Below are 12,944 nucleotides of genomic sequence, written 5' to 3'. Positions count from 1 at the left end.
CGCACGGCACGATCACGAACTTCGGTTGGGTATCTCTTGGGCATGATTGCCATCTTTCTCAAAAAAGACAGCGGCATCAAATCCGGGACGGTTCATTATCAACTGGTCAATAAGTTTGACCATGGCGGACACCGAGACATTGGGTTGCCGGCTCCCAGGAACCGGCAACATCGGTGTCTCCTCCGACTGGAGAGGAGTCAGAGTGTAATGTGCTGTTTCCGAACCGATGTCGTCATGGTGCACGGGGGCTCGACGTGGATTGGCGCACCATCAGCTCGGTAGGGATCTTCGAGCGCTGAGGGCTGTCACGGTTTTCCATCGCCGCGCGCAGCACCTCCATGGCCTTAGCCCCCAAAGCGCTGAAGTCCTGCCGCACGGTGGTTAGTGGCGGAAGTAAATGTCGTGCGACCGGCAAATCATCGAAACCGATGATACTCACATCCTCAGGGACCCGTATGCCGTTGTCGTGAAGGCCGTGGATGATGCCAAACGCCATTTCGTCGTTGCCCGCGAAGATCGCCGTATACTCAGGCATCTTTCGAATCCCGGAAGCGAAATCGAACCCGAAATCACCGCTCCAGTCCCCGACCACCACTGCCCGTTCCCTTAGACCCCAGGACTTTACCCGGGCATGGAACGCTCGTTCGCGGGCACTCGCATCCAGCCAGTCCAAGGGTCCTGCGACATGGAGAATATCTCGATGGCCAAGAGCAACCAGATGGTCCACGGCCAGGTTGGTGCCCAGATGCTGGTCGACACCCACGGTAAGGAATGTCGGGTCCTTCCTGGACTTGACCACTAAAACCGGCACGCTTATGGACATTTTCCGCAAAGCCGCGACTGATGATGAACGGGGCGCGATAACACACAGCGCGTCGACTCCCTGCGCCAAAAGCTCACCCACTGCATTATTAGCCGTGACGCCGTCGTCATCTTGCACTGCGAAAGAGGTTACTGCATAGCCGGTCTCCCGCGCAGCAAGCTCGATCGCACGTAGAGTGCTTGCAGGTCCATACTCCACTCCACTGTCCATGATCACGCCAATTCGCCGCGTCCGGTCCGTTGCAAGGGCCCTGGCTGCACTATTAGGCCGGAAACCGAGCTCCTCGATGATATCCAGAACCCGTTGTCTCGTAGCGGGTCGAATATTCGGATGCCCGTTTAATACTCGTGAAACCGTCATATGCGACACGTCGGCTAAGGACGCGATGTCCCGAATGTTCAACTTGGACGGCCGCCCATTCAAACTCACCCCACCCTCGTCCCGCTTAGAACCAGTCATCAACTCCATGCCCCCTAGCAATCTAAATCGCACCGCATAATTAGCTGGACCGGGGGAGGTATCCGCCGAACCGATTGGTCTGCCGCCCGAAACAAGGAGGAAATACGTCCCCTGCCCGCGAGCCGAGGGACGACCACCGAACCGCCAAAAATCAGAACGTGGAACGGCCATCGCAAACCCAACAACCTTGGCAACGCCCGCGCGCAGCCGTCTACGGAAAATCCTTCATCCAAGCTTTGTGCTTCCTACATCCTGCCACCAATAACTTGAACGCTCATACTGCCGTCCTGAACATCCGTGGCAGATAGCGAGTCTGTCAATTTTCGGTGTAACTGGTTTTGATTTTATTTCTTGCCGGCAGACAGTCGTCCGTCGAAGGTGACCTCGAAGGCGTTCAGCGCGGCCTTCCAGCGGTTGGACCAGCGTTGTCGGCCTTGTCCCGGTGGCGTCAAGACTCATGATCGCCAGATAGACGCATTTGAGCACGGCCTCCTCGGTGGGGAAGTGTCCGCGAGCGTTCACCGCCCTGCGGATGCGTGCGTTGATGCTCTCGGTGGCGTTGGTCGTGCAGATGATGGCGCGTATCTCGCGGTCGAACTACAGGAAGGGCACGAATTCGGCCCAGGCGTTGCCCCACGCAATGATTTGCGACCGCACGGACCGATCGCCATCCTCCCCCTGGCTGTTCTCCTGCGCCCGTCCTCGACCGCATTCTTCGACATGGCAGCGGCGAATTCTCTGAGTAGGGGCGGTAGTGGGAGCCCCCTACGGCCTATGGTTAAGATAGGTTATGGACTTCTATTGCGACTTGGCCTTTTGGGTCGAGGGCTCCTTGCGGCCAGTGATCGTGGCGGAGACATAAATCAGCGTTCCTGAAGCAACGGCGAGGCAGCCAAGGATCCACCATGATGTCCTCTGGGTCCCGGTCAATGGCAGCTTCTCCATATGGCAACTTTCCACGTCACCGCAGTGCCATCGTGGAGTGATCTCGACAAGAATGGTCACTTCCCCGGTCTCGCCCTCCGATGCGTGAACGGGTAAAGAAGCCGTTCCCAGAGCCAGGGTCAGAGCCAGCAGTAAGGCGAGTGTGAACTTTTTGAAGTAGCGTGCAAAGATGCCCCCGGATAGTTGCGTCTGCATTGCGATGCCTTTCGGTCATTTCTGCGAAGCAGGGTTATTCATGGTGTTCGACTCTTTCGGTTTTTGCAGCTGATCCCGCACGGCGTCCTTCCTCGTGGGCTTCCCGTACCAACCGCGCCACTGATAGAGCCTGCCTCCGTCGTCCCCAGAACAGACCGACGACTATTAGGCCCACCGCTACCAGTATTGCGAGCTGTGGCCAAGGGACTGCCCATAGCGGCACGTCTCGGGCAATGGGTGCCAGTCGTTGCTCAGAACCATCGGGGGCTGCCATACTTTGGTCGAGCGCGAGAGGCAGTGAGACGAAACCTACCGGCCAAAGTCGTGGAAGGTGGATCGTCATCTCGTGCGTATCGCCGGGCAGCAGGTCGACTGCTTTCCCTGCCTCGGTGTCGCTGTCCGGGATTCTTACGCCGTCGTGTGCAATGGATCCTGTCACGGAGAGTCTCACATTGCCCGTATTTTGGAGCACATAGACCAGATCCGCTGCGCCTGGCTGGAAAGGGTTCCAGCTTGTTTCGAATGTTGCGTGGGCCTGGACTTCGAGTTGGGGTTGCAGCGAACCGGTCACGCGGATCATCACGCGAAATCCGACCCTGCTTTCCACGTTCAATTTACCGGCTCCCTCGCCCCCGCCTTGGGAGCGGATCGACGCGGCGATACCTGCCGCATGGTCGCCAGGGCTTGCGTTCGGGGGAACGGTTACATGGAATGGGACTGTACGGATTTCGCCGGCGGGCACGGTTACGGCCTCGACAACGGTAATCCATCTGCCCGCGTCGACGGATTTTTTGTTGGACGGAATCATGTTAAACCGGCCGGTGGGCGTGAGATAGCCGTCTGCGGCATTAATCGCGAAGGTAATTTCACGGTTGCTGAAGTTACGCACTGCGAGATGATCTGCAGCTTCGGCCCCTGGATCGATTATCAGATCTACGCCGGTACGGCCATCGGGACCACTTTCGTCCGCGGGGCTTGCCGACCATGTCACGGGCTGATCCTTGTCCCCCGAGTTTGCAGCTGACGCACTCGCAATGGACGCGATAAACATGAGCCCCAAGACAACACATGCAGCCACGGATCGGACAAGTGCTCGCCGTGCCTGGCCCGGTCCAGCCTGTTTCATGGTGTTCATATCAGGTCCGCCGGGCGCTGCATGAATGCATGGATGTTGTTGTTCCATGAGACACGAGGGCGGTCATGCCTATCTTCCGTGCCACTAAACCAAAATTGCCCATTTTTCATGCCTCCTAGAAGAGAAGTATCAGATTGTCCGGCGAGGACGCCGGACTTCGAGAACAAGGAAGGGGCCCACCGGACCGGACACGGCCGCCGGCCCCTTCCCGATCAGTTACAGGTCTTTGCGTCGTACCCGGCCTGCACCGACGTCGTCACCGGCGAGCCATTAATACTCGCCGAAGCCTCAACAGTGACCGTACCGGCCGGCACACTCCTGGCACGGGTCGTGAACGCATGCGCCACGTTCTTCCCCGGTGCCACCGAAGCAAACGCCTTCGAACCATAGGCCGAAGACACCGACACGCTCACCGGAACAGACTCACCATTAGTGGCCTGCACCGTCACCAACACCTTCCCGCCAAGACACCGGGTCCCCACCACCGCCGGCACAGCCAACGGCCGCGACGCAGCCTTGATGACGGCGAGTTCGGACAGCCTGAGATTGAGTTCCGTGACGGGTGCATCTATCTGGTTCTGTGTGCCGAATCCGTTGCTTTTTGCTGTTTTGGCCTTGGCCAGCTCCGTCTCCATCGCAGCCCAGGCCTGTGCCGGGTATTCCGCTTGCTTCAGGCTTTGTGCCTGCGTGATCGCGGCATCCAGCCCTGTCGGATCGAGCGGCTTGTTCTCGTCGGTCAGCGTGCTGCTCAGCAGGTAATAGTCGAAGTCCGCGTGCCCTCCGGCTTGCTCTGTTGCATAGTTGAAGAGGCCGAACCTTTGCCCCATGAAGTGGGCAAGACCGTCGGTGCCGCTCATCGGGCCGAAGCGGTCACCCAGTCGAACCCAGTTTTGACCGTCAATGCTGTAGTAATAACGCATGGACAGCTGGCCCGGGGTCGAGAAGTCCGCGTCGGCCTTGAGGTGCACCTGGGTTGCTGCACCGAGGTTGGCTGTGGTTCCGGGTACGAAAGCTTCCACCGATGCCTGATCAATGGCTGCGGTGAACGGCTGAAGCCGTTGGACTACGCCGATGGTGTTCTGGCCATTGACCCTTTTTACTGCCACGTAGGAGAACTGGCGGGTGTACTGCGCCAAGCCAGCGACGTCTCCGTCCTTCATGCCCGAGATGTCGATACTGGTTTCTGCAGAGGCCTTGGGTCCCCACGTGCGCTGAGACAGGGTGTTGCGGGCTTCCTCAAACCAGGTGAGCTCGTCGTTGGCTGACTTCTTGGCGAAAACGGAGTTGCCGGTCACGACCTTGCCCGCTGTCAGCCGCAGCCAGCCGTCGCGGGCGGTCAGTGACCAGTAGCGGTTGTCCGGTGCGTGATTCCATTCCCATTCCATGCGCAGCCGTGACCCGTTGGGCACGATTTCCGCAGCCGTGGGCTGTTCCAGCGTTGAGGGCTGTCCGATGAAGGAAACGTCGTCAAGCAGGTACTCGACGGTCGATGAGGCGGGTTGGGGATTGCCCCAGGGGGTCTCTACTGCGAGCTTGAAATTGCTGACGTCGGTGTTCTGGGGAATGGTGTAGGCACCGGTGACGGTGGTCCACTGTCCGCGTGTGGCTATGGCGGAGGCCATCTCCTTCACGTCCTGGCCGTAATCGCTCACGAGGTTGAACCTGATCGTGTCCGGGCCGCTGTCGTACTTTACTTTCGCCGACACGGCATACGTCACTCCTGCCTGTACCTTCCCGTTCAGGAGTTGATACGGAGCCGAACCATTCAAAGTACGGTCGGCCACTTTCAGGGAGGCTGCTCCTGCAGCCTTGTCCCCCGTCTCAAGCGAAAGGTTTGCTCCGAACTGGCCGGCCCATGGCTGTACGCTCCCGGACTCGAAGCCCGGATTCTGCAGCAACTCCACGTTGATCAGGGACTGGTCGATGTTGGCAGGGGAGGGAAGAGTCCATTGCTCATCCATGTACGCTTTGTGTGGTGCATCGTTGGAGAAGCCATCGGAGGCGACAATGCTGCGCTGGCGCTGCAGCTGTTCTTCAGCGGCGCTGAGCCGGATTGGCTTGGGGAAGGTTCCGTTCACGTCCACGTCACCGTTATTACCGAATGTCGGCCATCCGTCCGTCCAAACGGCGGGAATCAGAGCGGGAATTCGTCCGCTGGGCCAAGAGTCACGGAAGAACATTCCGTGCCAGCTGGTTGTACCGTCGTCTTTGGCGATGGGGACCAGGCTGCCTTGTGCCCAGCCGTTCGAGTCTAGGACGCGCTTGGCTTCGTAAGTGTTTGCACCAGAGGTGGAAGAGTACCTGCCAAGCAGGTCTTTTGACCGGAACATGACGACCTGCCGGCCGCCGCCGGGCGGCCATGTAATTGTCACGTTGTAGTAGTAGTCGCCGATGCGATAAATCTGTTGGCCTTCGTAGGCGTCCGTGACATAGGACTGGGGGAAGTCATCCTTCGTCATGATGTCGGGGTAGTCTGCCACGATCTGAGTGAGGTTTTCGTTGAGTTGGGAGGCACTGGTCCGTCCGCCCCCGTGGAAGATATACGGTGTGCCGCCATTGGCATCGTCAAAGAACAGCGACGGGTCGTGCAATCCACGTCCCAAGGCTGTCCGGGTCCAGGCGCCGTTGTCAATGTCATCTGTGCTGTAAATATAGGCGCCGCCCAGGTTGTTGGTGTTAAACACCACGTAGAACTTGCCGTTGTGGTGGCGCAGGGACGCTGCCCATTGACCCTGCCCGTAGGATTCCTTGTTGTTTCGCAGTGATGCGGAGTCCTCGATGCTGAGCCGGTCAAATACGTAGTTGACGATCTCCCAGTTCACGAGGTCGTACGACTTCATGATCGGCGCGCCGGGGCTCAGATGCATTGTCGTGCTGATCATGTAGTAGGTGTCGCGTCCCTCGCCATTCTCTGCGGCCGGCACCCGCTCCACGCTGACATCCGGGACGTCGGCATTGAATAGGGGTACGGAGTAGGTCCCGTCGCCCCTGTCGGTCGTAGTCAATGAGGGTGCCGGTATCCATGCGTCTGCAGCATTGGCCGGGGCCGTCAGGGGGGCCAACGCGGCGCTAAGAACAACGCCGACCGCGGCCATAGTGAGGATTCTGGGTAACCCTCGTGCCGGTTTGTTCACGATTGTTGCCTTCTTTCTTTCTTTCGAGAGCCTGGCGGCTCGTCCAGCCGGGCAGCAGTGCACCAGCGCACTGCTGCCCGGCTGGGCGGGTGATGTTATTCGAAGAGGGAGAGTGTGAGGTTTGCGGTGTAATTGCCAGGAGCGACGGTGGCGGAGGTCCTCAGGAACAGGTCTGCGTTGGCTGTCCACTGCCCTTCTTGAGCGATTGCGGCCGAATCGAAGGCCAGTGCCAGCAATTCCTGGTCCACAAGGCCGACCGCGTCAGGACCTGAATCCATCACAGTATCCACCACGTCACCTTCTGCGACCAGGCCTGAGTCGCCTCCTGCTATCAGTCTTGGCGCCCATCCCAGGTGTTCTGCACCAATGGGTGCCTGCCCTGTTTCCCCAGTGAAGTCAGAGGAAGAAGCAAGCACATACCAGCCCGCACCAGCCGGAATCTCGTCCACGGAACGGGTGTCAGTAACCGTGACCGTGGGCAGGGTACCCGTGAACTGCCGAACCGTCGCGCTCGAGCCGCTCTCAGCCAGGGTCGCCGAGGTCCCGCTCACGGTCATGGCCAACACCCCCGGGACGTTCAGTTCCGGGATCTGAACATTGACATCAACGTCCTGGTCCCCGTAATTCACCTCGGCCACCGCGGCGCCGGCCACACCCAACAACAGGGCCGCGCCCGCAGCCACTGCCGAGCATCGTGCCACTAAACCAAAATTGCCCATTTTTCATGCCTCCTAGAAGAGAAGTATCAGATTGTCCGGCGAGGACGCCGGACTTCGAGAACAAGGAAGGGGCCCACCGGACCGGACACGGCCGCCGGCCCCTTCCCGATCAGTTACAGGTCTTTGCGTCGTACCCGGCCTGCACCGACGTCGTCACCGGCGAGCCATTAATACTCGCCGAAGCCTCAACAGTGACCGTACCGGCCGGCACACTCCTGGCACGGGTCGTGAACGCATGCGCCACGTTCTTCCCCGGTGCCACCGAAGCAAACGCCTTCGAACCATAGGCCGAAGACACCGACACGCTCACCGGAACAGACTCACCATTAGTGGCCTGCACCGTCACCAACACCTTCCCGCCAAGACACCGGGTCCCCACCACCGCCGGCACAGCCAACGGCCGCGACGCAGCGGTCTCAAATGCCCAGGAATCCACTTCCATCAGGTTCGAGCCGTCGGCACCTGCATACGTGAAATACACGTCATGCACACCTGAAACCCCTTGGAGGCGGGCCGAGACCTCAGTCCAGGATCCCAATGCATCACCTGTCGAAATGGTGCCCACAGGAACCGAGGCACGGTCGTCCAAACGGATCTGAATCTCGCTGTTTGCCACCAGCGGCAAAACCCTGGCAGTTACCGCTTCCGCGCCGACATTGCCGAAATCGACAGATGCCATCGACGTCCAGTCACCGTTATCCACGTCCTCCAGCACGAGGTTCGGCGCCAGCGGCCCAAACTCGGGTGAAGTACCCGACACGCCCTTGGTAGCGATGCCCTTCTGCCACGCTATGGTTTCAGCTTCCATCACCCGGTACGGATCGACATTTCGTGTCTGATCTACTCCGGCGAATGTGCCGGTGACTTCGTTGATGGTCCCGTCCTGATTGAACTCGAGTTCCGCAAGATGGGGACTCCTGAAACCCTGAACGGCGTTGGATCCGACGATCCTCTGGTTGAGCGTCTGCGCATGATACGTGAAATAGAATTTCCCGTCCTTCTCGAAAACGGACTGGTGATTATTTCCGCCGACCCCAAAGAACTGGCCTGGATTCCGGAACAACACACCCTGATAGGTATCCGCAGTCCAGGGGCCCATCGGCGAGTCCGCCATCATGTAGGCAATCGCGCCGTTGGGCGGGGCGTTCGGTTCCGGCGTCCCGCCATAGCCAAAGTGCGAGGAGTAGGAGTAATAGTACTTACTTCCGCGCTGGAAGACGTGGCCCGCCTCAAAGATGCGCGGTGCGTCGATGACCTCCGCGGAGCCGACCGTGCTGATCATGTCCGCGCCAAGTTTCATGACGCGGGAAGACTTCGGATGGTTTTCGTTGTCGGCAGAATCCGTCCCATCATCCCCACCCCCACCAAAAAAGAGGTAAGACTGTCCGTCTGCATCGGTGAACACCGCAGGATCAAAGAGCCAGTTTTTTCCATCGGAAGCGCCTGGTGTGGCGCTCGTAATGAGAAGGCTGCCCCGGTCATCGTGCCAGGGCCCGAGCGGCGAGTCACCCGATATGACCGCAATCGACCCTCCGCCGTTGGCAAAGTAGAGGAAAAACTTCTCCACACCGTTGATGACTTTGCTCTCAACGGCAGGCGCCCATGACAGGCCCGCATATTTCGCGATTCCGTTGATTCCTGCAGCCTTGATCTCGCCATGGTCGGTCCAGTTCATCAAATCATCAGATGAGATAACCGTGATCGTGTTAATTCGGTCGTATGTATTGGGAGGGGAGATCCCATCAGCACCCGGCGCATACATCTGGGTATCGTTCGTCATGTACAGGTAGGTTCGGCCCTCGTGCACAAACGCGTTCGCGTCGGCGCCAAACTTATGCGAAATAAGAGGGTTTCCCTCTCCAGGAGCCTTTCCCAGAACCTCGGGCGTCTTCGTCGGCTCAAATTCCTTAACCGCCACATCGTCAACCTTGAAATCCATGAGATGAAGAGCCGGATCTGCGGAAGGCGAAGGCGTCCACGGCGTTTCAAGGAAAATCCTGGTTGTCGACAGGTCCTGCGCTTCCGGTACAGTGAAGGTCCCGGAGACCAGTCCCCACTCACCCCTAGAGACAGTTCCCGTGCCGAGGTTCGTGTACGAGTTGTCGCCATAGTCGGCGGTCAAGAAGAACTGCTTTGTCGTCGGGCTTAGCAGATTTTCATACTTAACCATCGCCGAAACGGTGTAGGTCTTGCCATTCGAGATGTGTCCGGTGATGTCCTGAACAGGGCCTGAGGCTGTGTCATTGCGCTGGGTAACCTGGACGGCATTGGTCCCCGTGTAGGCGTCCGAGGTAATGGAAAGGTTACCGCCTTGATTTACCGACCAATTCGATAGGCCGCTTTCAAAGCCGGGGTTGGCAATGAGATTGGTACCCGCAGCCCCCGCGGTGCTGGAAACCAAGGCCCCGGAAGCCAGCGCCCCAAGAGTCAGGACGGCTGCCAGCCAGCCGAATCGTTGTACGCGCCGTTGTACGCGAAATTTCGGAACCACGAATCCTCCTTGATCATGCATGGACGGCGCCGAACGACGACGTTGCGGGGCCGCATATCCCTCGAGGGAAAGAAAATGTTTCACCTAGCCGCCCGGGCGGACGTGAAACGGATGGACGCTTGCCACTGGCGTGAGCCACATCTCATCAGAATGTTACCGGGAACAAAGAGTGAGCGCAATAGTTCGACGAAACTCATCTAAAGTGCTCGCGAAATGGGGTGCGTGCCTCATTTGGGAAATGCTCGCGAAATCTCTGGCGCATGGTCGGGCGCTTTGGTGTGCTGGAGGGATGTATGGGTTGACGTTGTCTGCGCGCAGGGAAATCACGAAGAAGGAAGCCGGTGCTTATATGTCGGCGTCGAAGAAGGCCAAGGGTGAGATCCTGGACCGGTTGGTGGCCGAGGTGGGCTGGTCCAGGGCGAATGCCCGCCGCCAGCTCGGGAAGGCGTTCAAGCGGCGGGGACCGCCCGTGCGGTGGCACGGAAGCCGAGACCGCCGACGTATGGCTATGACACGGTGAAGGTCCGTTCGAAACAACGGACCTGGACAGCGGCACGTGGACACCGTCGGCCAGCTACAAGATGCCGACCGCCCCGCGCCATGGGAGCGTCATCCCCGTCACCGCCGCGGAGATGTCAGCCCTGGCCGCCATCGGAGAACCCGTTGCAACACCAACACCCACGCCAAGCCCGACGGCGTCCGCCTCACCGAGCGCCACGGGGACGCCCAGCCCACGCGCCACGAGCCTGGCCGCGTTCGAAGCGACTCCAGATGGGCGGTTCCAAATTGTTGATAGACGCTTGTCTCGATCGGATCGCGCCACGTGGACCAATCTCCCTGCATATACTCAAAAGAATCTCACAACTGAGGCCGCCACTCGCCACGGAATCTTGACTACTGCCGGAATCATGAGCGCCGACACAGCACGCAATTATGCGCTACGGATCCTTCACACCGCTGAAGAAACTCGAATCTTGGAGCGTCTACGCCGCCGGTTCTCCGAGCTCATCGTTGACGAGTTCCAAGACTGCAACGAGACGGATATTCAACTTCTAAAACGTCTGCAAGACCACGGACTTGCCGTCGTGGCTGTCGCTGATCCAGATCAAGCTATCTATCAGTTCCGCCAAGCGGGAGCAGGTGACGTCTACCAAAAATCCCGAGCCACTGTACCTGACGCCGCTATTGCACCCCTCAATGAATGTCACCGCTCCACGCAGGCAATCTGCGATGTAGTAACGAGTTTGCGAAGCATCTCACCCGACCCTGTCGTCGCGTCTCACTCGGCACCCACTGGTTCACCCCACGTTTACGTGCTTAAAGGCAAACGAAACGACATCATGGCCAAGGCGAACACTGTCCTTTTGGGAAACGGAATCAGCCCCCAAGATTCCCGAGTACTCGCCCATGGGACCACCGAAGCAAGACGCCTACTTCATCACCAACCGGCGCTCACAGGAAACTCCTCCGCCCGACGGGTCCTGCACGCAATACTCGAACTTCGCGGACGAGGAACGGCCACTCAGCGCCTATCGGCACTTGACACCCTTAGCCGAATTTTCCTATCAGCGGTCGAGCAACCGGGCGTATCCCAGTTATCAACCATGGACGAGACTCTAGCGCACCTCGGGGTCGAACCTGCATCACTTCGAATCCTTTCAAAACGACTTGTGGCGGCAAGCCAGCAGTGGCAAAACCCTGACGACTATGCAACCTCCTTGTCAACCGTCATTACTGTGGGCTTCGCCGAGTTCGGACTCCTCCCGAAATCGCAATTAAAAAAGGCCTTCCCCAAACCAAGACCCGAACTGTGGGCCCCTTGGATAAATCAAGTTGATGGTCTCTTCACAGAAACCTCCTTGGGTTGGCAATGGTCAAATATCCACCAAGTCAAGGGCGCCGAATTTGACGCCATCCTTATATCACTCCCATCAAAGGCACACAGGAACAACTCACATGCACTCGACGATTGGGAAAGCAACACCAATTCAGAGCAGCGACGCGTTCTTTATGTCGGCGCCAGCCGCGCGCAGCGGCTGCTGATGTTCTGGCCAGAAGGGCAGCGCTACGCACAGCTATTACGGATTCTGGACCGAGAAGGTATCCCCTACGTGGTCGCTTGATCCGCCTTCAGTGCTGCTGCAACGCAACGGAAATTGAGGTTCATCCGGGCGCGACTGAACCGCGCACTAGGCGCCCGAAGCAAGTCCCTGTGCATTGAAGTTAAATCGCAACAGTCTACCCCGGCAGTAGCGAATCGAGCTTGGCCGAGGTACGACGGCAGCACCTAGTTAGCGCATGGACGATTGGATCAAGCCGCTAGCAACTAGCATGGCGCCCCCGCTTGTGCCGCACCACATTGAGATCTGAACCCATTGGTGCTTTTGCCAGGCGATGTCCGCCATGACTGTGATCTGCCTAGTGATGACGGGGAGTATCTCGCGTTTCTTGAGGGCTTCGGCCAAATCATCAGCTTCCCAGTGCTGGGCATGACCGAAGTAGATGAAATTGTCCGACGCGGATGCCTTTACGTCAGCTGCCTTGAGTCGGGGAATGATCGTTATGATCGCGAAGACGGCGCCAGCCATCAGAGCTATCAGGCCCACCCAGTAAAAGGCGACGGCGGTCCCGTTCTCCAAGCCAGAGTAGAGACGGTCTTTTGCCGAAAGACCGACCGCAATTCCGATGACGGCCGAGCAAAAAGTGAATGAGAAGGTGGCTTTGGTGTCGACCCGGGCAGTCCAGCCTTCTTGTGCCGCGTGAATCTTCCAGGCTTGCTCTACAGCTGATTTGTTGTCAGGTTCGGTGGTCACTACATCGACCAGCGATACGACGACTTGTAGTAGGGGTATGTAAGGCCGCCGATTTTCCTGTCGTACGGTCCAACCCACATGTTCTTATCATTGCTCATGATCGCCTCTGAATTGAGGTTGTCGTAGGTACCCTTCTGAGGTTATCCGCAAATCGTGGACGGTTGGTCAGGCGGCTTTTGCCGTCTGAAGTTGGTCGAGCTTGACCTGGTTTTCGTAGGCGACCGGGCTGA

The 12,944-nt window shown here is 58.6% G+C and carries 8 protein-coding genes and 1 pseudogene; 1 reads left to right on the top strand and 8 read right to left on the bottom strand.

The genetic code is table 11. The features are described from left to right. Positions 1–232: 232 nt before the first annotated feature. From ACFUCV_RS14680 to ACFUCV_RS14650, 7 genes and pseudogenes are all read right to left on the bottom strand, one after another. Positions 233–1,291 carry a LacI family DNA-binding transcriptional regulator gene (locus ACFUCV_RS14680; RefSeq protein ID WP_380817048.1) on the bottom strand — a complete coding sequence of 353 codons (1,059 nt, stop codon included), beginning with the start codon at positions 1,289–1,291 and terminating at the stop codon, positions 233–235. A 335-nt stretch (positions 1,292–1,626) separates the two neighbouring features. Continuing rightward, a pseudogene (locus ACFUCV_RS14675) lies at positions 1,627–1,918 on the bottom strand (transposase); the annotation flags it as partial. A 162-nt stretch (positions 1,919–2,080) separates the two neighbouring features. Continuing rightward, positions 2,081–2,422 carry a hypothetical protein gene (locus ACFUCV_RS14670; RefSeq protein WP_380817047.1) on the bottom strand — a complete coding sequence of 114 codons (342 nt, stop codon included), beginning with the start codon at positions 2,420–2,422 and terminating at the stop codon, positions 2,081–2,083. A 34-nt stretch (positions 2,423–2,456) separates the two neighbouring features. Beyond that, positions 2,457–3,413, bottom strand: a complete 957-nt coding sequence (locus ACFUCV_RS14665; protein ID WP_380817044.1) for a WxL protein peptidoglycan domain-containing protein — start codon at positions 3,411–3,413, stop codon at positions 2,457–2,459. Between the two features lie 356 nt (positions 3,414–3,769). Then, a complete protein-coding gene (locus ACFUCV_RS14660) occupies positions 3,770–6,652 on the bottom strand; it encodes a family 43 glycosylhydrolase (RefSeq protein ID WP_380817043.1) in 2,883 nt (960 codons plus the stop codon). 134 nt (positions 6,653–6,786) lie between these two features. Further along, a complete protein-coding gene (locus ACFUCV_RS14655; protein WP_380817041.1) occupies positions 6,787–7,410 on the bottom strand; it encodes a hypothetical protein in 624 nt (207 codons plus the stop codon). A gap of 109 nt (positions 7,411–7,519) precedes the next feature. Then, a complete protein-coding gene (locus ACFUCV_RS14650; RefSeq protein WP_380817038.1) occupies positions 7,520–9,901 on the bottom strand; it encodes a family 43 glycosylhydrolase in 2,382 nt (793 codons plus the stop codon). 581 nt (positions 9,902–10,482) lie between these two features. Here ACFUCV_RS14650 and ACFUCV_RS14645 point away from each other — a divergent pair. After that, the gene (locus ACFUCV_RS14645; RefSeq protein WP_380817036.1) at positions 10,483–12,024 is read left to right on the top strand and encodes a UvrD-helicase domain-containing protein; all 1,542 of its coding nucleotides are present in this window, start codon (positions 10,483–10,485) and stop codon (positions 12,022–12,024) included. Positions 12,025–12,192: 168 nt separating this feature from the next. Here ACFUCV_RS14645 and ACFUCV_RS14640 read toward each other — a convergent pair whose 3' ends face one another. Then, complete coding sequence (locus ACFUCV_RS14640) at positions 12,193–12,714, bottom strand: Pycsar system effector family protein (protein ID WP_380817034.1); 522 nt, start codon at positions 12,712–12,714, stop codon at positions 12,193–12,195. Positions 12,715–12,944: the final 230 nt, after the last annotated feature.

The organism is Specibacter sp. NPDC057265 (assembly GCF_042668835.1).
Lineage (GTDB): Bacteria > Actinomycetota > Actinomycetes > Actinomycetales > Micrococcaceae > Specibacter.
This window is presented reverse-complemented; position numbering and strand designations above follow the sequence as displayed.

Excerpts from the sequence above, each read along its gene's own strand:
- ACFUCV_RS14680 (WP_380817048.1), bottom strand. The coding sequence starts at position 1,291 with ATGGAGTTGATGACTGGTTCTAAGCGGGACGAGGGTGGGGTGAGTTTG.
- ACFUCV_RS14670 (WP_380817047.1), bottom strand. The coding sequence starts at position 2,422 with ATGCAGACGCAACTATCCGGGGGCATCTTTGCACGCTACTTCAAAAAG.
- ACFUCV_RS14660 (WP_380817043.1), bottom strand. The coding sequence starts at position 6,652 with ATGGCCGCGGTCGGCGTTGTTCTTAGCGCCGCGTTGGCCCCCCTGACG.
- ACFUCV_RS14655 (WP_380817041.1), bottom strand. The coding sequence starts at position 7,410 with ATGGGCAATTTTGGTTTAGTGGCACGATGCTCGGCAGTGGCTGCGGGC.
- ACFUCV_RS14645 (WP_380817036.1), top strand. The coding sequence starts at position 10,483 with ATGCCGACCGCCCCGCGCCATGGGAGCGTCATCCCCGTCACCGCCGCG.